18 protein-coding genes, 1 other RNA gene and 3 pseudogenes are annotated in these 23,800 nt (G+C 62.8%); 17 read left to right on the plus strand and 5 right to left on the minus strand.

The window, feature by feature from the left end; translation table 11 throughout:
- Positions 1-168 precede the first annotated feature (168 nt).
- Complete coding sequence (locus CupriaWKF_RS32720) at positions 169-390, plus strand: hypothetical protein (RefSeq protein ID WP_276103488.1); 222 nt, start codon at positions 169-171, stop codon at positions 388-390.
- Positions 391-399: 9 nt separating this feature from the next.
- Here CupriaWKF_RS32720 and CupriaWKF_RS32725 read toward each other — a convergent pair.
- Positions 400-543 (minus strand): annotated as a pseudogene (locus CupriaWKF_RS32725) (ATP-binding protein); the annotation flags it as partial.
- A 270-nt stretch (positions 544-813) separates the two neighbouring features.
- On the opposite strand from CupriaWKF_RS32725, the gene CupriaWKF_RS32730 reads away from it, so the two are divergent.
- From CupriaWKF_RS32730 to CupriaWKF_RS32785, 12 genes and pseudogenes are all read left to right on the plus strand, one after another.
- Complete coding sequence (locus CupriaWKF_RS32730; RefSeq protein ID WP_276103489.1) at positions 814-1,086, plus strand: helix-turn-helix domain-containing protein; 273 nt, start codon at positions 814-816, stop codon at positions 1,084-1,086.
- Between the two features lie 258 nt (positions 1,087-1,344).
- Positions 1,345-1,767: pseudogene (locus CupriaWKF_RS32735) on the plus strand (phosphate acyltransferase); the annotation flags it as partial.
- Between the two features lie 4 nt (positions 1,768-1,771).
- Positions 1,772-2,962 carry an acetate/propionate family kinase gene (locus CupriaWKF_RS32740; protein WP_276103490.1) on the plus strand — a complete coding sequence of 397 codons (1,191 nt, stop codon included), beginning with the start codon at positions 1,772-1,774 and terminating at the stop codon, positions 2,960-2,962.
- On the plus strand, positions 2,959-3,606 hold the full coding sequence (locus tag CupriaWKF_RS32745; protein ID WP_276103491.1) for a 3-oxoacid CoA-transferase subunit A: 648 nt from the start codon (positions 2,959-2,961) through the stop codon (positions 3,604-3,606). The genes CupriaWKF_RS32740 and CupriaWKF_RS32745 overlap by 4 nt, the downstream gene beginning before the upstream one ends.
- 29 nt (positions 3,607-3,635) lie before the next feature.
- Entirely contained in the window at positions 3,636-4,301 is a 666-nt protein-coding gene (locus CupriaWKF_RS32750; RefSeq protein WP_276103492.1) for a 3-oxoacid CoA-transferase subunit B, read from the plus strand.
- Positions 4,302-4,712: 411 nt separating this feature from the next.
- A complete protein-coding gene (fabI, locus tag CupriaWKF_RS32755; RefSeq protein WP_276104096.1) occupies positions 4,713-5,471 on the plus strand; it encodes an enoyl-ACP reductase FabI in 759 nt (252 codons plus the stop codon).
- Between the two features lie 182 nt (positions 5,472-5,653).
- A complete protein-coding gene (locus CupriaWKF_RS32760; RefSeq protein ID WP_276103494.1) occupies positions 5,654-7,972 on the plus strand; it encodes a DUF3141 domain-containing protein in 2,319 nt (772 codons plus the stop codon).
- Positions 7,973-8,527: 555 nt separating this feature from the next.
- A complete protein-coding gene (locus CupriaWKF_RS32765) occupies positions 8,528-8,782 on the plus strand; it encodes an RNA-binding protein (RefSeq protein ID WP_276104097.1) in 255 nt (84 codons plus the stop codon).
- Positions 8,783-8,822: 40 nt separating this feature from the next.
- On the plus strand, positions 8,823-9,842 hold the full coding sequence (locus CupriaWKF_RS32770) for a hypothetical protein (RefSeq protein ID WP_276103497.1): 1,020 nt from the start codon (positions 8,823-8,825) through the stop codon (positions 9,840-9,842).
- A gap of 529 nt (positions 9,843-10,371) precedes the next feature.
- Positions 10,372-11,769: a TolC family protein gene (locus tag CupriaWKF_RS32775; RefSeq protein WP_276103498.1), complete on the plus strand. Its 1,398-nt coding sequence runs from the start codon at positions 10,372-10,374 to the stop codon at positions 11,767-11,769.
- Positions 11,766-12,878 carry an efflux RND transporter periplasmic adaptor subunit gene (locus CupriaWKF_RS32780; protein WP_276103499.1) on the plus strand — a complete coding sequence of 371 codons (1,113 nt, stop codon included), beginning with the start codon at positions 11,766-11,768 and terminating at the stop codon, positions 12,876-12,878. Before CupriaWKF_RS32775 ends, CupriaWKF_RS32780 begins: the two co-directional genes overlap by 4 nt.
- Positions 12,875-15,964: an efflux RND transporter permease subunit gene (locus tag CupriaWKF_RS32785; RefSeq protein WP_276103500.1), complete on the plus strand. Its 3,090-nt coding sequence runs from the start codon at positions 12,875-12,877 to the stop codon at positions 15,962-15,964. The genes CupriaWKF_RS32780 and CupriaWKF_RS32785 overlap by 4 nt, the downstream gene beginning before the upstream one ends.
- A 151-nt stretch (positions 15,965-16,115) precedes the next feature.
- Here the strand turns inward: CupriaWKF_RS32785 and CupriaWKF_RS32790 are convergent, their stop codons facing one another.
- From CupriaWKF_RS32790 to ppk2, 3 genes are all read right to left on the minus strand, one after another.
- The gene (locus tag CupriaWKF_RS32790; RefSeq protein WP_276103501.1) at positions 16,116-17,834 is read right to left on the minus strand and encodes a SulP family inorganic anion transporter; all 1,719 of its coding nucleotides are present in this window, start codon (positions 17,832-17,834) and stop codon (positions 16,116-16,118) included.
- Positions 17,835-17,908: 74 nt separating this feature from the next.
- Positions 17,909-18,706, minus strand: coding sequence for a potassium channel protein (locus CupriaWKF_RS32795; protein ID WP_276103502.1), 798 nt, complete (start codon positions 18,704-18,706; stop codon positions 17,909-17,911).
- A gap of 78 nt (positions 18,707-18,784) precedes the next feature.
- Positions 18,785-19,606, minus strand: coding sequence for a polyphosphate kinase 2 (ppk2, locus tag CupriaWKF_RS32800; RefSeq protein WP_276103503.1), 822 nt, complete (start codon positions 19,604-19,606; stop codon positions 18,785-18,787).
- Positions 19,607-20,601: 995 nt separating this feature from the next.
- Between ppk2 and CupriaWKF_RS32805 the strand changes: the two genes are divergently transcribed.
- The 4 genes and pseudogenes from CupriaWKF_RS32805 to CupriaWKF_RS32820 all read left to right on the plus strand — a co-directional run bounded on the left by CupriaWKF_RS32805 (position 20,602) and on the right by CupriaWKF_RS32820 (position 23,222).
- Positions 20,602-20,856: an RNA-binding protein gene (locus CupriaWKF_RS32805; protein WP_276103504.1), complete on the plus strand. Its 255-nt coding sequence runs from the start codon at positions 20,602-20,604 to the stop codon at positions 20,854-20,856.
- A 597-nt stretch (positions 20,857-21,453) separates the two neighbouring features.
- A pseudogene (locus CupriaWKF_RS32810) lies at positions 21,454-22,171 on the plus strand (IS3 family transposase); the annotation flags it as partial.
- Between the two features lie 125 nt (positions 22,172-22,296).
- Positions 22,297-22,839, plus strand: a complete 543-nt coding sequence (locus CupriaWKF_RS32815) for an Hsp20/alpha crystallin family protein (protein WP_276103505.1) — start codon at positions 22,297-22,299, stop codon at positions 22,837-22,839.
- Positions 22,840-22,973: 134 nt separating this feature from the next.
- The gene (locus CupriaWKF_RS32820) at positions 22,974-23,222 is read left to right on the plus strand and encodes a hypothetical protein (RefSeq protein ID WP_276103506.1); all 249 of its coding nucleotides are present in this window, start codon (positions 22,974-22,976) and stop codon (positions 23,220-23,222) included.
- Between the two features lie 125 nt (positions 23,223-23,347).
- Here the strand turns inward: CupriaWKF_RS32820 and ssrA are convergent.
- Positions 23,348-23,672, minus strand: a transfer-messenger RNA (tmRNA) gene (gene ssrA / locus CupriaWKF_RS32825).
- Between the last annotated feature and the right edge of the window lie 128 nt (positions 23,673-23,800).

Genomic DNA, 23,800 nt, shown 5'->3' on the forward strand with positions numbered 1-23,800 from the left:
AGGCCCAACAGGCGACGACGCCCACCCGTTGAATAATGCGAACCCGAAGCAGGAAACTGAAAATCGATGACAAATTTGTCGTCAACCTGCCAGTCGTTGGTTGGAATCCCCCTCCTAGACCCCGTTCCACGGCGGGACATTTGCCCGCCGGGCAATCGTCAGGACGCCATGAAGCATGCACACCGATTCATCGCCGCGACAGTACTGGCCACAGTGCTGGGTTCCGTCGCACAGCTTGCGTCAGCGGTCGCGGATCCTTCCGCAACCGCTTATGACGCGGGCAACGTCGACCAGGTCCACCGCCAGCGCGATCCCTTTACCGATGGCGCCGACAACAACGCGCGCGATCCCTACCTGGATGGCGCACACCTGCCGGCGCAACAAGCCTGACCTGCGGGCTTATTCCGACGCTGGGCGATGCGGGAAGTCCAGCCGGAAGCTGGTCATCCCGCCCGGTGTCGATTCGGCCTGCACGGTCCCGCGGTGGAGATCCATGATTGTCTTCACGATCGCCAGGCCGATGCCGGAGGACTCCCCTGAGTTGTCGGCAGGCCGGGTGTTGGGGCGAAGACTGCCATGACCTTGGCGGCTTTTGCCTCCTTCGTCTCGCCGGAGCTAAGGCCGGCAAGACTGGCGTGTGAGGCCAGTCTTGCGGATCACGCGACGCAACATCATGGCGGCGCTGATTTGAACAAGTTGTCATAATGACGATAACTACACCATGACAAGAAGGCTACCTCATCGAAGACCGAGGCGGAGCGACAGGATGTTCACCCGAACGAACATTCAGGTGTCGAAAGTCCGCTGCCGCACGTGGACCACCGCCGCCAGCGCGTCGGCGCCGAACGTCGCGAGCGAATGCGTTGGAGGCTTCTGAACAGTGCACTGAAGCTGGTAGGGAGCAAGGGCCACGCCGCCATGTCGGTCGATGACGTGATCCGGGAGGCGGGTGTGTCACGCGGGACGTTTTACAAGTACTTCGCGTCTCCGGATGTCCTTATCCGGGAATTGGCCACTGAAATTGCTAGCCAAATCGTCCGCACTGATGGCATTTCGGCACCGATCGAGGACCGCATCCGAGAATGACTGCCGCGCCGCTGCTATGAACGACTGGATCGGGCGTTATGCCGATAGCAGCACCCACTCAAGGGCAACCGCGCATTCCTTGACGTAGAGCAAGGTGGTTCGGCCCGCGTGTGCCAGTCTTTTTCGAGTGCTGTCACGGAGCCCAGTTTGAACAGCACGCGGACAGCACAAGGAGCCGGGGAAAGGTCATGAGGACTTCGCGATGAAACGGTTGCTATTCGTATGCAAGCGCCTCGTACAGAGCAGAGAAACCACAAGGAGGTAAGGGTGGCGATCCTCTCGGCGATGGAGACCGTCAATCCGAAGGTCCCGTCCACCATCGAAGCTGCGGCGCTGTGCAAGATGGTTGAACGTCACCAGATCACTGGTGCGATCGTCGACGGCCCGCTGGCCCTCGACAACGCCATCAACCTGGAGGCCGCCCGCATCAAGAAAATCGATTCGCAGGTTGCGGGCCGCGCCAACGTGCTGCTGGTGCCCGACCTTGAAGCAGGAGGCAACATGCTCGCCAAGAGCCTGTCCTTTCTCGCCGGTGCTGATGCGGCCGGCATCGTGCTCGGCGCGCGGGTACCGATCATCCTCACCGGCAGGGCGGACTCCGTGTCGACCCGGCTGGCATCCTGCGCGGTTGCCGCGCTGGTGGCAAAGGCCCGCCGCGAGTCGGGCAAGGCACTGGGGTGATGCCATGGCCGACGTGATACTGGTACTCAATGCAGGCTCGTCGAGCATCAAGTTCAGCGCCTTCGGTGCCCACGGCGACGAACCGGATCTTTTGCTGCGCGGCAGTATCGAGGGCATCTACACGTCGCCAGCCTTTCGTGCCACCAACGCGTCGGGCGCGGAGGTGGAGACGAAGCACTGGGGCGACGGCACGGAACTGGGACATGACGGCGCCATCGCCTTTCTTGCGGAGTTCCTGCGCGGGCACGGCGAGGGTCACCATCTGGTCGCGGTGGGGCACCGGGTGGTGCACGGAGGCGTACAGTTCACGCAGGCGGTGAAGGCCACTCCCGAGGTCGTCGCTGCGCTGGACGCCCTGAGCCCCCTGGCCCCTTTGCACCAGCCGCACAACCTCAAGCCGATCCGGATTCTCGCGCAGCGACGCCCGGAGCTACCGCAAATCGTCTGTTTCGACACGGCGTTTCACCGCGGCCAGCCGGAAGCGGCGCAGGCTTTCGCGCTACCTGCCTCGATCACGCAGCGCGGCGTGCGGCGCTACGGCTTTCACGGGCTTTCCTACGAGTACATTGCCAGCGTCCTGCCGGCTGTCGACGCTACCGCCGCCGCGGGTCGCACCGTGGTTGCGCATCTGGGCAATGGCAGCAGCATGTGCGCGCTCGTGGCCGGGCGGAGCGTTGCCAGCACAATGGGATTCACCGCGGTGGACGGGTTGCCCATGGGCACACGCTGCGGCAACCTGGATCCCGGTGTCATCCTGTACATGATGGATGAGCTCGGCATGGATGCGCGCGCAGTCGAAGACCTCATCTACCGCAAGTCCGGGCTGCTCGGCGTATCCGGCATTTCCAGCGACATGCGCACGCTGCTCGCCAGCCAGGATCCTCGCGCCCGCTTCGCCGTGGAGCTCTATACCTACCGGATCGGGCGTGAGCTTGGCTCGCTGGCGGCAGCGGCACAAGGGCTGGATGCGCTCGTATTTACCGCCGGCGTCGGCGAGCATGCCGCGCCGATTCGCGAGCAGGTTTGCCGGCAGGCGGACTGGCTTGGCATTGTGCTTGATGCCGGGGCGAACGCCAGGGGTGAGCCGAGAATCAGCACGCTATCGAGCAAGGTGCCAGTGTGGGTCATCCCGACGAACGAGGAACTGATGATCGCAAGGCACACCAGGTCGGTGATCGGAACGGAGGCGCTATGAAGATCATCTCACTCGAAGGTGCGGTCGCCTTGATCCCTGACGGCGCAACGGTCATGGTCGGCGGCTTCATGGGCGTCGGCACGCCGGAGCGTCTGATGAACGAACTCATGCGCCAGGGCAAGCGGGACCTCACGGTGATCGCCAACGATACCGCGGTGCCAGGCAGGGGCATAGGCAAGCTGGTTGCGGCGGGCGTCTTGCGCAAGGCGATCGTCAGTCACATCGGCCTCAATCCCGAAACCCAGCGCCAGATGATCGTGGGCGCGCTGGAGGTCGACCTGGTGCCGCAGGGGACCCTGATCGAACGCATCCGCGCGGCCGGTTGCGGGCTGGGCGGCATCCTGACGCAGACCGGCGTCGGGACGCTGGTCGAGGCAGGCAAGCGCAAGCTGGAGGTGGAGGGCATCGAGTATCTGCTGGAGACACCGCTGCGCGCCGACTTTGCGCTGGTGGAGGCATTCCTGTCGGACTACCAGGGCAATCTGGTGTATGCGCTGACCGCGCGCAATTTCAACCCAGTCATCGCCATGGCGGCCGCGACGGTCATCGTGGATGCAGCCCACATCGTGCCGATCGGCATGATTCCGCCCGACCATGTGATGACGCCATCGGTCCTGGTGGATTACCTCATCGCGCATCAATGACGCCGGCAGGCGCAGGAACAGGAAAAGCCATGGACGCACAAACGGTGATAGCCAGGCGCGTGGCGCAAGAACTGCGCGACGGCATGTTGGTCAACCTCGGCGTAGGCATCCCCACGCTGGTGGCCAACTATGTGCCGCAAGGCATGCACATCTTTTTCCAGTCCGAGAACGGCCTGATTGGCACCGGCCCAATCCCGGAGGCCGGCATGGCCGAAGGCTTCCTGACCGACGCGGCGGGCCAACCGGTCACCGCGTTGCCCGGGGCCTGTACGTTCGACAGCGCCATGTCCTTTGGCCTGATCCGCGGGCATCACCTCGACATGACGGTGCTGGGCGCACTGGAGGTCGATGAGGCCGGGCACCTTGCAAACTGGACCATTCCCGGCAAGCTTGTGCCGGGAATGGGCGGGGCCATGGACCTGGTGGCTGGCGCCAGGCGCGTTGTGGTAGCCATGCAGCATTGCGCAAAGGGCAAGTCCAAGCTGGTCAGCCAATGCACTTTGCCGCTGACCGGGCTGCGGCCAGTGGACCTTGTCGTTACCGAACTGGCAGTGATTTCATTCGCCACGGGCAAGGCGGTGTTAATGGAGACGGCGCCCGGCGTGTCGGTCGAGCAGGTACAAGAGGCGACTCAGGCCAGGCTTGTGGTGCCCGCGCGGGTGCCGGAGATGTTCTTCGATGGAGCAGCAATATGACAGCGGAAACACTGTGGCCGACCCTGCCGCTGGTCTCGCGCGGGGCCGCTTGCTGAGCCTCCGTTTCGCCCTCGCGCCCGTCGGCGAGGTAGAAGGCGAACAGGTTCGCTCGGAACGACCCGGATCGCTGGCTTGCTGAGGCACCGCGCAAAGAGGGGTCCCGGTGGCCCACATGGCACGAGTGGCTGCGCGCGCACTCCGGCGCTCCGGCCAAGCCGCAGCTCATGGGCTTGCCAGCAGAACGGCCTCTCGACGACACGCCGGGGCGCTACGTCCTGGAAAAGTGAGCGCTACGCGAACGCATTAACTACTGGAGATTCAGTCATGACCGATACCCCCATACCGGCCGATCCGCACAAGGCGATCGATCCGCTGGCCACCGTCTGGGACCCGAACTCGCGCGTCGGCGACATGCTGAAAGGCAAGCGCGGCCTCGTGATCGGAGTCGCAAACGCCGATAGCATCGCGTACGGCTGTGCCGTCAAGCTGCGCGCATTCGGCGCGGACGTCGCGCTGACCTACCTGAACGACAAGGCCAAGCAGTACGTCGCGCCGCTCGCCGACCAGATCGACGCTTCGCTGCTGCTGCCGCTCGACGTCACCCAGCCCGGGCAGATGCAGTCGGTGTTCGACCGCATCCGGGCCGACTGGGGGCGGCTCGATTTCGTCATCCACTCGATTGCGTTCGCGCCGCGCGCCGACCTGCACGGCCGCGTCGTCGACTGCTCGCAGGCCGGATTCCTGCAGGCAATGCAGGTGTCCTGCCATTCCTTCCTTGAGATGGCGCGGCTCGCCGAGCCGCTGATGACTCAGGGCGGCACGCTCATCACCATGAGCTATTACGGCGCGGACAAGGTGGTGAACAACTACAACATGATGGGCCCGGTGAAGGCGGCGCTCGAGGCCTCGGTGCGCTATATGGCGAAGGAGCTCGGCGCGCAGGGCATCCGCGTATTCGCCGTTTCGCCCGGCCCGCTGCGCACCCGCGCTGCAAGCGGCATCGCTCAATTCGACGAGCTGATCGACATGGCGGTCACACGCTCCCCGGGCCAGCGCCTGGTCGACATCGCCGAGGTCGGCCGGGTGGTTGCCTTCCTCGCCGGCCCCGCTTCCTCCGGCATGACGGGCGACGTGGTCTACATCGACGCCGGCCTGCACAACATGGCTTGACCGCGGCGGCGCCGTGCTGACCCACGCAATTCCGAATGAGGCTGCGCAGCAGGGTTACGACTTGACGTCGGATGCCACCAGGATGTGCGTGGTGCCGCGACGCTCGGGAATGAACTGACGCGTTTTCGATACAAATGGTGCCGGTGCGAACCGTTTGCCGGCACCCAGGAAAGGAAGACCTGATGAGCAATACAGCCAGACAACTCTCCCAGAGCCACGACATCTCCGCGAAGGTCGCGCAGGTACTGCAGACGCGCACGAAGCTTGCGGTGGAGCGCTTCGGCGAGCGGGTACAGAAGGCCTGTGCGGGGCAACCCGCCGGGCTGATGGCGAGCCCCATGATGCCGTGGCAGATGTGGGCGGGCGGTGCGCAATACGCGGTGGACTTCGGCCAGCGCTCCATCCTGCTCTGGGACACGCTGCGCCAGCGCGGCAACAACTTCATCGAGCACGAGCAGCAAGGCTTGCCGCCGGTGCTGCACTTTGACTACGAGACGATCATGGACGGGCGTTCGCTGGAGCGTCCGGTCAACTACGCGCTGGTGCGCATCGTTCCGCCCGAGGGCACGACGGTCGATCCCAGGCGCCGCCCCTACGTGATCATCGACCCGCGTGGCGGCCACGGACCGGGCATAGGCGGATTCAAAGACGATTCCCAGGTCGGCGTGGCATTGCGCGCAGGCCATCCGGTGTACTTCGTGATGTTCTTCCCCAATCCCGAACCGGGACAGACGCTGCTGGACGTGTGCAATGCCGAGCGTGAGTTCGTGCACCGCGTGCGCTCGCTGCACCCCGACGCCGAGAAGCCCGCGGTCATCGGCAACTGTCAGGCCGGCTGGGCGGCGATGATGCTGGCCGCCTCCGACCCCGACGACATCGGCCCGGTAGTGATCGTCGGCGCGCCGATGTCCTACTGGGGCGGCGCCTGGCGCGAGGGCGAGGGCGACAACCCGATGCGCTATGCAGGGGGACTGCTCGGCGGCACCTGGCTCGCCTCCCTCACCTCCGACCTCGGCGCCGGGAAATTCGACGGCGCCTGGCTGGTGCAGAACTTCGAGAACCTCAACCCTGCGAACACCTTCTGGGACAAGTACTACCGGGTGTTTGCCAACGCCGACACCGAGCCGGCACGCTTCCTCGAGTTCGAACGCTGGTGGGGCGGCTATTACATCTTGAACGGCGAGGAGATCGAATGGATCACGCAGAACCTCTTCGTCGGCAACAAGCTGTGGTCTGGCACGGTGAAAGCCGGCCCGCGCGGCGCGCTCGACCTGCGCGAGATCAGGGCGCCCATCGTGCTGTTCGCCTCGCTGGGAGACAACATCACGCCGCCGCAACAGGCCTTCAACTGGGTCGCCGACGTCTATGGCAGCACGGACGAGATCAAGGCCAACGGGCAGGTGATCGTCGGTCTGATGCACGAGGAAGTCGGCCACCTCGGCATCTTCGTTTCCGGCCAGGTGGCGAGGAAGGAATACACCCAGATCGTCTCGGTTCTGAAGTCCATCGAAGCGCTGCCGCCCGGCCTGTACGGAATGCGGATCGCGGAGCAGAAGGACGCCGGCGGCAAGCCGGCGTACGAGGTGAGCTTCGAGGAACTGCGTCTGGAGGACGTCGCCGCTCGCCTGAATCGGTTCGAGCGCGCCGATGAACGGCCCTTCGAGGCGGTGAGCGTCGTCTCGGAATTCAACCAGTACGCGTACGAGCTCTTCGGGCGGCCATGGGTCAAGGCGCTAGCAAACGAGTACACCGCCAAGCTGGGGCGCATCTTCCACCCGTTGCGCCTGCAACGCTGGGCGATCTCCGACCTTAACCCCTGGCTGTGGTGGCTGGGGCCGGCCGCCCAGGCCGTGAAGGCCCAGCGCCAGGCGCCGGGGGCCGAGCATCCGGCGCGAGGGATCGAGGAGATGATGTCCGAGCTGTCCAGCGCGTCGCTCGACTGCCACCGCGCCCTGCGCGATGCGCTGAGCGAGGCTGCCTTTTTCCTGATCTACGGCAACCTGTTCGCCTTCTACCTCGCCGACGGGCGCGAGGGCGAAACGGAGGCGCAGCAAGCGGCCCCGCGCGAGCTCCCCTTCGTCAAGGAAGCGCTGGCTTCGATCGGGAGCGGCGGCTACGCGGAAGCACTCGCGCGGGTCGCCGTGCTGCTGGCGCGCAAGGGCGAGGCGCTCCCGCTCTCCCGCGTGCAACTCGCGCAGGAGTTGATCGAAGACTATCGCGAGCTGCTGCCGGATCTGCCGCGCGACCAGGTGCGGCGCATCGGCGGCGAGCAGGCAATCATCGCGCGCTACGAGCCGGAAAAAGCAATCGAGACGCTGCCGCTACTGCTGGTCGAGCATGAGGACCGGGATCGGCTGCTCACGCTGCTAGAGCGCGTGCTCGCCGACGAGCGGGTGCAGGGCATCCAGCCCACGGCCGCGCAGACGGCGATGCTCGCGCGCATCCGCGGCGTGCTCGGCGAGGCGGGCAGCAGCGGGGCCCTGCGCGCGGTTGGTCGGTGACGGAGCGGTAATCGAACGAAATGCCGGAAGGGTAGACGTCTATGCGAATCGTGATTCAAAACCTGCCCCACGACGTGTCGGAAGACGGAGTCCGTGAGGCCTGAGTGCATACGCACCGGTCGAGAAAATCACACTCATCGTGGAAGGCGACATGCCGACCGCGGTCATCGAGATGGAGATGACGCGCGCGTAGGCCACGGCGCTGGCCCTGAGAATCAGCGGGCATATCTATCACGGCCAGCGCCTGCAAGCCTGGTGCCGCGGTGGACCGGTTAGCGGTGGCACTCTCGAACGGACCCGGCGTTCAGCGGGGCCCACCGCTGAACGCCGGGTGACGAAACCATGGATTCCTGATGCTGGTGGCCGAGCGCGATCACATCGCTGTCACCGATCCGGCGCTAAACGCCTACCAACAGGCATTGGAGGCCGAGCGACTGGTCTTGTAGAAGGGCGGGCATTTCGACCCATACCTGTCAGAGCTGGCAACCGCTTCGCGGGAGGCGGCGTCAACATCATGGCGTAGCGCGCCCCGGCAGCAACTGAGGAGAGTGAATCATCTCCTTGCTATTACTGGAGAATATCGAGAGCGGCACGACCGATGACGAGATCAAGGCATTCCTGGTCAAGTACGGCCTCCCACCGTTCGACGAAATCGAGCATGTTCCGGGGGACGGGTCACGGCCAGCCGTGACGCTGACCTTCTATTCCCTCGATCCGGATGCATTGCGCAAGCTTCAGCCGCGCATCCACAACATGTTCTGGAAAGGCCACAACCTCAGCGCGCTTGTCATGGCGGAGCGCTATAGCTGACCTCGCAGAGCAGGGCGACGCGTGTGAAGGGAGCAGTTGCATGAGTATTCTGAACTGGCTGCGGCGGCGTGAGGCCGGGGCGCACCCGCATGACGAGCAAGAGATCGCCGGGTTGACGGAGCGCGTGCTCGGGTTCAGCCCGCGTCTGCGGCTGGTGCCGCGCTACCAGCAACGGCTCGGCCCCGCGGTCGGCATGGCGCTCGATTATGTGCAGGGCCTCGTAGCCGGCTTGCCGGCGCCGCGGGAAGCCAGCGCGGCAACGTGGGGAACCGATCCCTATATTCATGCTTTTTTTGGCACGGCGCATGACGTGGAGCTCGCCTTCAGCCGCTCATCGGACCTACGCGAGTTTTTCGATGCGTCCACTGGCGCGGACCACGCCTACGCCGTGCTGGGCATGAGGATGACGGAGCGCCGTACGTTAGGCATGACCCTCGAAGAAGATTTGATGCGTGCCGAGGTGCCGCAGACCACGGTCAGCTTCAGTGACCATGAGGTCCGGATTTGCGGCTCGACCGATGCGACGCTGCGCGAGGAGATCGCCCGGCGAATGCTGGATCAGATGGCCCTCCAGAGTCTTGCCAATATTGCTGCCGACACATCGCGGCGCGATGTGCTGGAGCGGGAGCATGGACTGCTGAAGGCGCGCTTGCGCCTGCTGGAACGGCAGAGCACCGGTTTGCGTTCGGTGATGGGCGGCGACGAGCAAGCGGACGCCGGGGAACGGGCCCGGTTGCGCGAGCAGATCGAACAGAACGACAGGGAACTGGGCGAACTGGGCGACAAGTCCGGCGCGCTTGACCGCCAGTTGGAAGGCATGGCGGCGGTGTTCAAGGATGCAAGGTCGTGCTTCTCCATTGAAAGCCGGCGCAGGCGGCTAAGCTTGATGAATGTGCTTTTGCCGGAGGGCAGCACCGTGCCCGGGCATGAACTGGAGTTGCTGACGGCGCGTGTTCCCGGCGATCCGCCGCTGGTCCGGACGTTCGCGCTGGTGCGCTTCGCACGCGCAGCGATGTTGTCGCGCATGAGCCTGCTCGACGAGGCCGAGCGCTTGCTGTAGCGGGGAGCGGGAGAAGGTGGGTGTTTCTGGTGTGTTGAGGTCTCCAAACATGCCTGGGGAATGAATTCGAATCATTTGCGGAAATCCTGCCATTCCTGCGCAGGGTGCATAACGCTCAACGATAGACGTCTACCCCGGGCGAGGGGCCGCCGCACGGCCTTGGCCGCCCGAGCTTCACAGTGCCAGTCTCATGATCTGCGTCAAGGTTTTGGGCTACAGAATGAGTAACGTGATTTCAGGCTGACAGGTAACCGCGGTCGCAGTGCCAGTCGCAATCGTCTGCATAAGAGACCTGGCGTGGTGGACCGGCTGGCGTTGGGTCTGTGCCGCGAACCCGAATCACGCCGGCTTTCCATTACGCCAGTCGCAAGACCAACTCTGCTGGCCCCCGCGAGCAATGCTGCCAATATCTACCATTTTTCACACGACGAGGCGTCCACCGCGCCCTGGTGAAGTACCGGGTCGTTGCAGGGCGGTCGCGTTGACCGTGTCGCTGGCGGTTGTTCTGGCTGGTTGCGCAACACCGGTGATGCAACCCTCGATCGAGGTTCCCGGAAGGTTCGCGGCTAGGTCGGCATCTGTGGAGGAGCCCGAGGCCGCCTGGTGGGATAGCTATGGCGATCCGGTGCTGTCCGATCTGGTTCGTCGCGCGGCGCACGAAAACCGGGACATCCGGATAGCGGCGGAACGCGTGCGCGCAGCGCGAGCCGGAGAAACGATCAGCCGGTCGTGGCTCTTGCCGACCGTGATCGTTGGCGCCAACGGCTTCAATCACACGACGACTTACGATACTGCCCTGAAAAATTTCGTGCCTGAAGCGGCCAATACGCGGGCGGGACAGGTCGGTATCGCCGCCTCGTGGGAAGTCGACCTGTTCGGCCGCCTGCGGGCAGGTGCGAAGGCGGCTGCAGCCGATGCGGCCGCAGTCGAGAATACCGCGCGCGGCGTGCGCCTTCTCGTGTTGACTGACGTTGCAACGAACTACTTTACGCTCGTCGGGGCGTTGCGCCAACTGGAGACCGTGCGCGCGATCTCGGCTGCGCAAGATGAGACGCTACGCCTGGTGACCGCCCGTGAACGGGTCGGGCTCGCAACGCCGTTCGATGTCGAGCGCGTGAAAACAGAAGCATCCAAAACGCACGCGGCGATACCGCCGCTCGAGACGCTTGCTGCGATCTCGCGCCATCACATTGCGGTGCTCGTGGGAGACCAGGCTTTCAACGCCGCGGGCATCACGCCATCGGGCGTCGATGCCATCGTCCCGCCCGCGCATCCGGGGCAACCGGCCGCCCTGTTGCAGCGCAGACCGGACCTGCTCGTCGCAAGCGCGCAACTCGATGCGGCCAACGCGCGCAGGCAACAGGCGATGGCGGAATGGTTTCCGCGGCTTATTCTCGGCGCAGTGTTCGGCCGTGAGTCGATTGACCTCAACGGCATTGCGCTCGGTCCTGCGCGATTCAGCAACGTAGCGGGGCTCATCGCAATGCCGATCTTCAATGCGGGGCGGACGCACGCGATCAACGACATCGCCGAAAGCGGTCAGAAGGAAGCGGTGCTCCACTATGAGGACGCGATCGTGCGATCGCTCGAAGACGTCGAGAACGCGCTGGTCGCGCTCGATGACGAGCGCCAACGGGCGCAACTGCTGCACGACGCCGCGTCGACGGCGGAAGCGGCGCTGGGCCGCGCGCAATCCCTCTACGACCGCGGCCAGATCGATCTGCTGCCGCTGCTCGATGCTCAGCGGACACGGTTGGCCATCCGTGCGATCGCCAACGACAGCAGCACGCAATTGCTGCTCGCCAGCGTCCAGCTCTACAAGGCGCTTGGTGGAGGCTGGGAGGTTTTCGAGCCCGCGGCCGCGCCTGATGTTACGCCGGTTTCGGGCAATTCATCAAGCATGGATCGAGACAAGGGGCCATCGTGAAAACCTCCATACGCGCGCTGTTCGCGGTGTTGCCGAGTGCCGCGATGCTGGTCGCATGCGGATCGAAGCCCGCCCCCGAGGCGCTTCGAGCGGTCCGCACTGCCGAGATCCGCTATGACGATAGCGCGGTGACGGACCGTTACGTTGGCACGGTGCAGTCGCGCCATGAAGTCAACGAGGCGTTCCGTGTCGGCGGCAAGATCGTCAAGCGCAAGGTCGACGTCGGTCAGAAGGTTCGCGAGGGCGATGTACTGGCAGTGCTTGACGACACCGACTATCAGCTTGCCGAGGAAGCGGCGCGGCAGCAGCTCACCGCGGCCGTGTCACAGGCGAGGTTCGCCGAGTCCGATCGGCAGCGGCTCAATTCGCTCAAAACTGACGGCTCCGTCAGCGTCTCCGACGACGAGAAGGCGCAGACCGGTGCGCAGACAACCTCGGCGACGGCAGAGGCCGAGCGGAAGAAACTCGAGCTCGCACGCAACCGGCTGAAGTACACGGTGCTGCGCGCGTCGCAGAGTGGCGTCGTCACCGCCGTGCGTTTCGAGGTGGGAGAAGTTGTCGCCGAAGGACAGCCGATGGTATCGATCGCGAACGAGGGCGAGCCAGAAATAGTCGCCGATCTGCCGGAAGATCGTCTCGCAACGTTCAGGGCGGCGCGATACAAGGCGTGGCTCGCTAGCGCGCCCGAGCAAAGCTTCGAGGTCGAGTTGCGCGAACTCTCGCCACAGGCCGCGGCACAAACCCGGACATACCGCGCCCGCCTGAAGCCGGCAGCACCCAGGCTGCTGCCGCTCGGCGCGACCGCTACGCTGCTGGTCGAACGTTCGGCTGGCGAAGCCCCGGCAGCAGTGATCCCTGCCTCGGCCATCACGCAGAACAAGGGCCAGCCCGCCGTCTGGGTGGTTCGTCGCGAGGGTTCCGGGTCGGTGGGCACCGTCGATCTGATCCGCGTTTCGGTGCACGGCTATCGCAATGACGATGTGCTCGTTTCCGGACTGCCCGCTGGCGAGCTAGTCGTTACTGCGGGAGTGCAGAAGATGGCCCCGGGCCTGAAGGTCGCGCTTGCAGGCGCGGCGGGCGCCTCGCAAACCGGGCAAGCTGTGCCATGAAGCCGTTCAATCTCACCGAATGGGCGCTGACCCACCGCGCCATCGTGCTGTTCCTGATCCTCGTGGTCGGCATTGGCGGTTCGCTCAGCTTCGCAAAGCTCGGCCAGCTCGAGGATCCGAACTTCTCGGTACCGTCGATGACGGCGTTCGTGATCTGGCCCGGCGCCACTGCGCAACAGGTCCAGGACGAGGTGCTCAACCGCATGGAGAAGAAGTTCGAACAGCTCGATCATTTCGAGAAAGTCGTGACCTATGCGCGCCAAGGCTACGGCGGCATGACGATCACAGTGAAGGGCGGCACCTCCCATGCAGACCAGCGCGAGGCCTGGTACCAGGCGCGTAAGAAGTTCACCGACATCAAGCTCGAGCTCCCTGATGGCGTCATCGGTCCGATCTTCAACGACGAATACGGCGACGTGACCGGCCTGCTCTATGCCGTCAAAGGAGATGGCATCAGTCAGTGGGAGCTATCCGACGTATCGGAAAATATCAAGCGGCAACTGCTCAAGGTGCCGATGGTGAAAAAGATCGACATCTATGGCAAGCAGGCCAAGAAGATTTACGTCGAATTCTCGAACGAGCGGCTCGCCGCGCTCGGGATTACGCCGCTGCAGATCGCTGAAAGCCTCAGAAGCCAAAACAGCCTATTGGCCAGCGGACAGATCGACACACACGGCGATCGCGTGCTCGTACGCGTGAGCGGCCAGTTCAACAACCTGGACGACATCCGCAAGGTTCCGATTGCCGCCGGCGGGCGGTTGCTCAAACTCGGCGACTTCACATCGATCACACGTGGATACGAAGATCCTCCAATTTACACGGTGCGCCATAACGGGCAGCAGGTGCTGATGCTCGGCATCACGATGACCGACGACGGCAACATTGTTGACCTCGGCAAGGCGATCGAGCAGGGAGTCGCAAAAGTGCAGCTCGAGCTGCCCTATGGCGTTGAACTCGAGCGGGTGGCTGATCAGCCGACCGTCGTCAGCGATTCGATCTGGGAGTTCGAGCGCTCGCTGCTGGAAGCGCTGACCATCGTGCTCGCGGTCTGCCTCATCAGTCTCGGCTGGCGCACGGGAATCGTGGTCGGCATTTCAGTGCCGATCGTGCTCGGCGTCGTCGCCCTGGTCATGCGTGCAATGGGCTGGAATCTCGAGCGCGTCTCGCTCGGGTCCCTGATCATTGCCCTCGGTCTGCTGGTGGATGACGGCATTATCGCGGTCGAGATGATGGTTGTGAAAATGGAGGAAGGGTGGGACCGCGTGAAAGCGGCCGCCTACTCGTACACGGCGACTGCGATGCCGCGGCTGACTGGCGCGCTCATTACGGCTGCCGCCTTCATGCCGATCGGTTTCTCCCAGTCGACCACCGGCGAGTACGCGGGCGGCATTTTCTGGATCGTCGGCACCGCGGTGCTGTTCTCGTGGGTTGTGTCGGGGATCATCACGCCGTATCTGGCCGTCAACATGCTGCCGAAGGACCTCGGAAAGGAGCACCATGGCGGCGACCCGTATGACACGCCTTTCTACCGCAAGCTGCGAACATGGATCGACCTGGCTCTCGTGCGACGCTGGTGGGTCATCGGGGCGACGTTGACCGCGCTCGCCGCTGCGGTTGCCGGGAGCAGGTTCGTACCACAGCAGTTCTTCCCGAACAGCGCGCGACCCGAGCTGATCGTCGAGCTGCGACTCAAGGAAGGCGCGTCGTTCGCCGCGACTACCCAGCAGGTGAAGAAAATGGAGGCGGTGCTCAAGAAGGACCAGGACGTGCGTTTCTTCACGGCCTACACGGGGGCGGGGCAGCCACGCTTCTATCTCGCCCTCAATCCCGAACTGCCGAACCCGGGCTACGCTGTCTTCGTCGTGATGACGAAAGACACGAAGGCTCGTGAGCGCGTGCGCTCGCGCCTGATGGAAACCGTCAACGAGGAATTCCCGCAAGCGTGGGTTCGAGTCACCCGCCTCGAACTCGGCCCGCCGGTTGGGTTTCCGGTACAGTTCCGCGTCGTCGGCTCGGACACGCAGAAGGTCCGCGAAATCGCCCGCGAGGTCGAAAGAGTGGTGGCGTCGAGCCCCAAAGTGCGCGACGTCCAGCTCGACTGGAACGACCCGGTTCGCACGCTAAAGTTCGACCTCGACCAGGACAAGGCGCGCGCGCTCGGGCTGGCTCCGGCCGATGTCACCTTCGTGACCCAAACATTTACGAACGGCGCGACGCTGTCCCACTTGCGCGAGGGGGAGGATCTGATTGAAATAGTCGCCCGTGCGGTGCCTTCCGAGCGGCTCGATCTCGGAGCGCTGAAGGACGTGAGCCTTTATACCCGCGAGGGAACGGTGGTGCCGCTGGCGCAGGTCGCGCGCGTGCGGTACGAAGTTGAAGAGCCGGTGCTCTGGCGCCGCAACCGCGACATGGCGATCACCGTGCGCGCGGACGTCAAGGATGGTGAGCAGGGCGTGTCAGTGACCCAGGAAATCCGGCCGCTCCTGAAGGATATCGAGGTGAAGCTGCCCTTCGGTTACCGCATCGACGTCGGCGGCGCGGTCGAGGAAAGCGACAAGGCCAATCGCGCGCTGATGGCGGTATTTCCCGTGATGCTGGTCACCATCCTGACGATCCTGATTCTGCAGCTTCAGAGCTTCTCGCGCATGACGATGGTCTTCCTCACCGCCCCGCTGGGGCTCATCGGCGTCGTCGCGGCGCTGCTCATTTTCCAGGCGCCGCTCGGGTTCGTCGCCATTCTTGGCATTACCGCGTTGAGCGGGATGATCATGCGAAACTCAGTGATTCTTGTCGACCAGGTGCAGGCGGAAACCGCGCAAGGGCGGGACACCTGGACGGCGGTGGTCGATGCCGCCGTGCACCGCACGCGTCCGGTGGCGCTGACCGCAGCGGCCACGGTCCTCGCCATGATTCCGCTGACCCGAAGCATATTTTGGGCGCCTATGGCCCTCGCCATCATGGGCGGCCTTACCGTTGCGACCTTGCTGACCATTTTCTTCATGCCGGCTCTGTATGCGGCGTGGTTCAACATTCGACGCACGACCGAATCGCAATCGCGAAATTCGTCGCCCTCCAACCCTTACTGAACGGTGGTCGCGCGAACGGAAGACACGATGCCCAAACCAAATCGCAAATCGCGCGCGCCGCTGTCGAGACGTTCAAGTCCCCTCTGCTGCGGCTGCGGCATTGCGGTCTGGAATGCTGAACGAGCAGCCGGCCGGCTTGCTCGACACATAGCTACCCAAGTGGCCCCTGGCGATCGAGTGATCGCCGCGCCTGCCATGCCGCCACCACGCGATCGAGGTTGAAGTACATCCGGCCGCGCCCGAGGGCGTCGCCGAGCGGCGAGCGCTGCACCATCGCCAGTACGCCCGGGTTGAGACCAACGAGCCAGAGCTCGATGTCCTGCTTGCGCAGTTCCTGCTCCGCTTCCGTCAGCATCTTCAGCGCCGTGTACTCGAGATCGGACACGGCGCGCAAATGGAGCGCGACGATTTGCGGCTGATATTGGTTGATCAGCGTGCGAATCTTATGCCCGACGCTTTCGGCGTTCGCAAAGAATATTGGACCCTCCGGCCGCAACAACAGGAGGCCGGCAAAAGCTTCGTCGTCGGGGTGCTCAGCGGACAAAGGGCGAAACACGTTCGTACCCGGCTTGCGGCGCAAGACATGCACCGGTGGATCGGATGTATGGTAAGCAAGCGCCAGAAGTGAGACGACAATGGCGGTCAGTATGCCCGGCAGCGTTCCAAACAGCACAACGCCGAAGACCGCAATCACGGCCCAGAGAAACTCCGTGCGCCGCACAGCGGCAATCGCGCGAAATTCCGAGGGCTCGATCAGGCCGATCGAATAGACGATGACAACTGCCGCCATTGTGGCTTGCGGCATGAGTCCAATGAAAGGTCCAAGGAACAGCATCGTGCCTAGCGTGACGGCAGCGGTGACCAGCTCGGAAAGCTGGCTGCGGGCACCGACGAGCCGGTTGACGGCTGTCTGCGTCGTTCCTCCGCCGGCCGGCATCGAGCCCAACAGCGCGCCGCCCGCATTAGCCAGCCCGATCGCCAGCAACTCCCGGCTGGCATTTGGCATGGGTTCCCCGCGCTCAACGAACGCTCGCCCCGATGCGACGGTTTCGGTAAAGCTCATCAAAGCAATGCCCGCAGCAGCCGGCCCGAGCGATGCGAGAAGAGAAAGGTTCGGGATGGCGACGGAAGGCAAGCCTGGCGGCACATGGCCGACAATGTCGACCCCGTGAGATTGCAGGTGGAGCAGGCTTACGGCGCCGATCCCGCCCGCCACCGCTAACAGAGGGGCGGGAGCTCGTGGAAAGAAATGTTCGATTGCCACCAGAACACCTGCTGTCATCACTCCCACAGCGACCGTCGCTGCGCTTGCATGTGGAATACCCGTGACGATCGCCAGCATGTTGTGGAAAAACGACCCTTTTGGGAAGTGAATGCCGAGCAGCTTCGGCAACTGATCCAGCACGATCACAACAGCGAGACCAGCCTTGAACCCCGTTAACACTGGATCGGAGATGAAGCGGGCAACGAAGCCCAACCGCAGGAGCCCTGCGAGCGTGAGGATGGCACCGACCATCAATGTCAACGTTGCAGAGGCGCTTAGCAGGTCTGCCAGGCCCGCGCCCGGGACCGCCCGGGCCAGTGCCGCTGCGGTGAGGATCGCGATCGTTGCGGTGGTGCTCACGCTGAGCGGGCGCGATGTGCCGAGGAAGGCGTAGATCACCATCGGGACGAAGGCCGTGTAAAGCCCGACTTGCACGGGCAGCCCAGCGACAGTCGCGTAGGCCATGGCTTTCGGAAGGACGACCGCCGCAGCAGAGACACCGGCGACGATATCGGGCTTGATCCACGTCTTCCGATAGTCGCGGATCCATTCGGGCAGCGGAACGCGAAAACCGCCGGTGGAACGTCTTGATGACTCTTGTCCCATGGTCGCGCGGATCCCACAGTTGTTCAAAAAGCCACGACTCTAGAAAAGTCGCCTTGTCATACAATCACCGGGCTTCATTTGCGCTGCGCCTCGTGGTGGGCATCGATCTGCACGACCATGGCGCGCGCGACGATGTCGTTCTGGTCGATCACGGTCGACGCGCCTGCCCTTTGCAGCAACATCCTGCGCAAATCGTTCTCGCCTGATACCACGATCTTGAGGTCCGGATTGAGCGTGTGCGCCACCAGCGTGATTTCCAGATTGCTGTTGGGATCGGAACCCGTCAGGAAGAGCGCATGGGCGGTATCCAGTCTGGCACGTTCGAGTACGTCGTCGAACGAATTCTGATCGCCGAGCATGACCATGTATCCGAGTCGGGACGCCTTATCGGCCTGCTTCGCGTCGGAATCGAGAACTAGCACGGTCGATCCGGCGTCTCGGAGGCGGGCGGCGACCATCTGGCCAACCGCGCCAAACGGGCAAACCGCGACATGGTTGCCCAGCGTTTCCAGCGTCCGTTCCATGACCTTGTTCTCCCAAATAATCATCACGTCGTCGCCCGACAGCATCCCCGTTAGCTGGCGCAACGCGTAGCCTGCAACCACCATCGTGACGATAATGGCGACCAGCATGAAAACCTTCTGGTCCGCATTGAAGTCCGAGAAGTCGCCAAGTGTCGAGATGAGGTTGATCGCATCCCAAAACGCCGTGAACGTCTTGGTTCTTACCGGTGCATCCGTGTGGTCGAGCAGCGCAATCCCAAGCGTCGATCCCAGCAGCACCAGAAACAACAGCCCGATCGCAAGATGCGTACGGCGGCGCCATTCCTTGATTCGCAGACCACCCAGCCGTGGTTCCTCGATCCGGTACATTCTGATCTTCCTCTTGCGAGATCGGACCACGTAGCAGACGTCCAACAATCCATATTGCCTGTCAGTTGCAATGCGCCTTCAGAACTTCTCGGGCACGTACCTGAAATGGTGATCCGATTCGCGATAGCCTTCTGCTTTCTGTCGTTGGGGCAACGAAACCTTCTTGCGCGGCAAATCCTCGTACGGAATCTTGCTGAGCAGATGGCTGATAACGTTGAGTCGAGTGCGCTTTTTGTTATCAGCGTTTGCGACATACCAAGGCGAGTACTCTGTGTCGGTCATGGTGAACATTGCGTCTCGCGCTCGTGAGTAGTCGTACCAGCGGCGATAGGATTCGAGATCCATCGGTGAAAGTTTCCAGATTTTGCGCTCGTCGTGAATCCGGGCTTCCAGCCTGCGCGTCTGCTCTTCAGGGCCGATTTCCAGCCAGTACTTGATGAGGATAAGCCCAGAGTCGATGAAGGCACGCTCCACCATCGGTGTGGCCAACATGAACATCTGCACATCCGCCTCAGTGCAGAAGCCCATGACCCGTTCGACACCTGCCCGACTGTACCAACTTCGATCAAACACGACGACTTCGCCGGCAGCCGGCAAGTGATAAAGATAGCGTTGGAAGTACATCTGTGTCTTTTCGCGATCTGTCGGCGCTGGTAGCGCGACGACCCGGAAAACGCGCGGATTCACACGCTCGGTAAGCGCTTTGATCATGCCGCCCTTGCCGGCGCCATCACGCCCTTCGAATACGATACAAATCTTCGCACCGGTCCGCACCACCCATTCCTGTAGCTTGACCAGTTCAATGTGAAGCAAAGCCAACTGCTTATCGTATGCCTTCTTGGTTGGCTTGTTGCCTGTTTTCGCACCGTTCGCCTTCACCTCATTCCGGGACCCGGACATTGCATTATCTCCTCGGCAACAGATTCATGGCATCAGCATTCAGGAAGGCGGGTTTCGGCCACCCAGCGATGAACTCTTGCGACTGCATCGACCTGAAACTGACGCCTCGTCCCGTTAGCAAAAGACCCTCGAAAGGCATTTGCAGTCCCCTTCGAAAACTGCGTTTCCACCGCCGAAGCGTTCGGGCCCAACAAGGCGAAGCCGTTCCAGCTACGGGTCGAGCCATCTCCGCTCCTTCGGGTAAGTGGATGCCACCGGCTGTGCCATCGCAACGGTCATGCTAAAAGATTGGGCTAACCGGCCCCGGCGATATTGACGCAGATCAACCTTGCCCTTCTGAGCCAAGATGTCTGTGCGCGAGAGATGAACCGTCTTCCCGGTGGCCCGAACAGCCTCTGCGCTCGACGAGGTTGGTCGTATCGAGGCGATGCGGAAGCTGAACGCGCTTGACTTCGAAGATTGGCGATCGCCCCTGGTTGACCGTTGTCGGCGTAGCGGCAGTCATGGCACCGATCACACACTCCCTTCGCGACGGGCGGGCCGGCCGTGCAAGCAGCGCGAGCTACGGCTCAGCAGGCTGCGGCCCGGTTGGCCGTTACTGTCCGCGTTGCATGGTTGTCTGCCTCATTTTGCGCGTATCTTGCCCGCCGACAGGCGTCCTGTCGGCCACGTACTTGTACGCGTAGGCTCCGCGTAGCCTTCCGGTTTCTGCCGCTTGTGCAGGGACACTCGTGCGGCAGGCCCTGGTAAGGGACCCTGCCGATCAGGTCGCTGATCAGTTTGAGGCGTGCCCCCGCTCCTCGTCGTCGGACCTGATCACATATTTACAATGGCGCAATGGCGGTCGTGTCTTACGCGCATTCGCCAGCGTCGGTCCTCAGCTCACGCATGACCGGATGTTCTTCACCCTGGGCCTGGAAGCCGCCAGATTTCAGGCGAACCATGTTGGAGACCGTTGACGGACAACGGCCGCTGTATCCAAGCAAGAGGGAATCATGACACACCTGCTTTTGTCGAATCTCGAACCCGGCACCACGGACGACGAAGTCCGCGCGTTCATCCACAAGTATGGGCTTCCGCCCTGCGATGCCATTGAACGGGTCCCCGGAGATGGTACGCACCCGTCCGTCGTGCTGGATTTCAATGATTTGGATCCGGAGGCGCTGCACAAGTACGCCGAGCGCATCCACCACATGCTCTGGAAGAGCCGCGAACTGACCGCACAGGTCTTGACCGAACGCTTCCTCTGATCCCCGCCGTTGGCCGATGAAGCAGCGTTCATGAGGGCAAATTGAACAGCCGCTTCCTCAGAGCGAACCGACGTTTGAATGTCCGAGAGAAGGTGGAGGGGAAGGTCCGCTCGTGGCCGGGTGCGGCCCGACGCCGAGCACAACCGAGCGTTCCTCCTGGACCGTTCCGCGTGGGGCAGAAGTCGACCCGATCCCGACGTTCACTTGTCGGGCTATCAACGACCATATGTAGGGTACAACGGTCGCTGGGCATTCGCCCCGGACCCGATGCAGGGATTGCTATTCGTTCTGCGGTTACGCCGCCAAATGTCAATATTGGTTACCCAGGTGGCAACTATGCTTGATCCATTAGGCAGCCCGCGACAACGGAGATTAGCCATGACCATCGGGACTACTGTGTGCGATCCGCCACCGGACGCGCGCACGCTTTACCCTGCCACCGCGCTTTATGCGCGGATTGATTCCATCGACCTGACCGCCAAGATTGCCTGGGCCAATTGGTCTCCTGATGCTGAACTCGCCAGTCATCTGGAGTGTCCGGTCCTAGCGCTCAATCCCCGGGAATATCACTTTTTCGTCATGCCGCCTGAGGCTAACATCCACGGGCTGGCCCGGCAAGGCATACACGTCGGGCGCAAGCGCGTGGCGCGCCTGATGCGTGAAGCGGGCCTGCGCGGCGTGAGCCGGCGACGCTGGGTGAAGACCACGCGGCGAGCACCTGGTGCACGACCGGCTCCGGATCTGGTGCAGCGCCACTTCCAAGCTGACGTGCCGAACCGTCTGTGGGTCGCCGATGCGACCTACATTCCGACCGCAGCGGGCTTCTTCTATCTCACAGTGGTGTTGGGTGTACAGCCGGCGCATTGTGGGCTGGGCCATGGGCAGCCATCTGCGTACCGCGCTGATGTTGCAGGCACTGGATATGGCGCTCGCGCAGCGCCGCCCAGAGGATGTCATTCACCACTCGGATCAAGGCTGCCAATACACGTCTGTTGCCTTCGGGCGACGTTGCCGGGACGCCGGTGTTCAGCCTTCGATGGGATCGGTGGGCGATGCCTACGATAACGCCATGTGTGAGTCCTTCTTCGCCACGCTCGAATGCGAGCTGCTGATGCGATCGCGCTTCGCCACGCACGATCACGCACGTCGGGCACTGTTCACTTGGATCGAGGGCTGGTACAACCCGCATCGCTTGCACAGCGCTTTGGGCTATCGGTCTCCGCAGGAATTTGAAAAGCTGCCCGTCAATGGCAGGAATCCGGCGCTACACCGGGCCTACACTGCCCCATCACAAGGAGAAAACCCATCGACATAAAATTCAAATGCAGATCTGTCCGATGAAGCGGGGCAACCCCACACACTGTTTTGACACGAGTCAAACTACGGGCTGTGGCGGCACCTAGCATGGTCTTTACATCAACCCGACTGGAGGATTTTGAAATGACCGAGTCTAAAACTACGGCGCCCGACAAGAAAGGCGAGGTGGGCGCCAATCGTCCCTGGTCGCTGGAGGCTTTGCACCCCATCGAGAACCTACGGCGCGAGATGGAACGCTTGTTTGACGACTTCGATCGCGGCACGCATCTGACGCATATGCGCCTGCCGCGGTTCGGGCTCGAGCCGTTTGGGCGGCACGAATGGAGCATGCCCTCCGCGCCCTCCGTTGACCTTTCGGAGACCGACAAGGCTTATGAGCTGACGGCCGAACTACCTGGGATGGACGAGAAGGACATCGAAGTCAAGCTGGCCAATGGGGGTCTGACAATCAAAGGTGAGAAGCGCGAGGAAAAAGAAGAGAAAGAGAAGGACTATTACCTTCGCGAGCGTCGCTTCGGCTCCTTTGAGCGCTATTTCAAACTGCCAGAAGGGGCTGACACAAACAAGATCGAAGCCAGATTTAGCAAGGGCGTGCTAACCGTTACGCTTCCCAAAACTGCTGAGGCAGCGGGCGCGGCAAAGAAGATTCCGGTGAAGGGCGCCTGAACGCAGAGTGTCGTCCCGGTGGGAATCCTGCAATAGCTGGATTCCCGCTCTCGGGATTATGTCTGTGCAAGGGATGACCGCATCGACTTTGCCGCCCTCCGGCTTGCACGGTGGCCATTTCACGAGGAGTGGGAATGGATACGCAAAAAGCTGCACCGCGGGCCGCTACCGCCAGCGAGATCCGCGACATCATCGGATTGCTGGAGGACGAAGTGGTGGAAAGGATTCTGGATGAAGCACCCACCAGCGCCGAGGTCTTGGAAGCTTACACATGGTTTCGATCGGAGCACAGACTGCAGCGTCGTCATGGCTTCGAATTGCAGGGAAAGGCTGCGCGCGTTCTCGAGATCCTGGAAAGCGAGGAGCCTAGTTCGGAAGCCTGAGCAGAACTATTGTGTCATCGTCACTCGCTGCGGCAACATGGGCACGCCCATGCGCATTCGTCCAAGGGTGGTAACAGGCGTGATCGCGAGTCTCCAGATGGAAAAGGGGGAGATGTCAGCTGAAATGACAGTGGGGACCGAAGTCCCCACCGGCTGTCTTGGTCTACAAGGCTTCAGCGGCCCCGGCGTTGGCCTCAGGCGGCCAATGCAAAACGCTCATCGTTGGCGTCTATGGATTTGCTTCATTTACGTCGATCGCCTGACGGGTTGCCTGCGCCCCTTTGCACGCCCTGTCGAAACCGATGCACCCCCACCTCAGCGCATAGCAATACGCTCAGGTGGAGGTGAGGGGAGTCGAACCCCTGTCCAGAACGCCTCCAGATTGCCGGAATTACAACCATGTCTTCAATATGGAGGGGGCCGCAGTCTTTTTCAAGACCGTTCGAGGCCAGCCTTCAGCGCCAGTACCGATCGGCGTCAGGGCCCCCGAGAGGTCCGCCTCGACTGTCACTGCCGTGACGGACGATCCATATCGCCCCAGCGAGCAGGAGATGGCGCGCGACGACCTCTAAATTACT

The sequence above is a fragment of the Cupriavidus sp. WKF15 genome (assembly GCF_029278605.1).
GTDB lineage: Bacteria > Pseudomonadota > Gammaproteobacteria > Burkholderiales > Burkholderiaceae > Cupriavidus.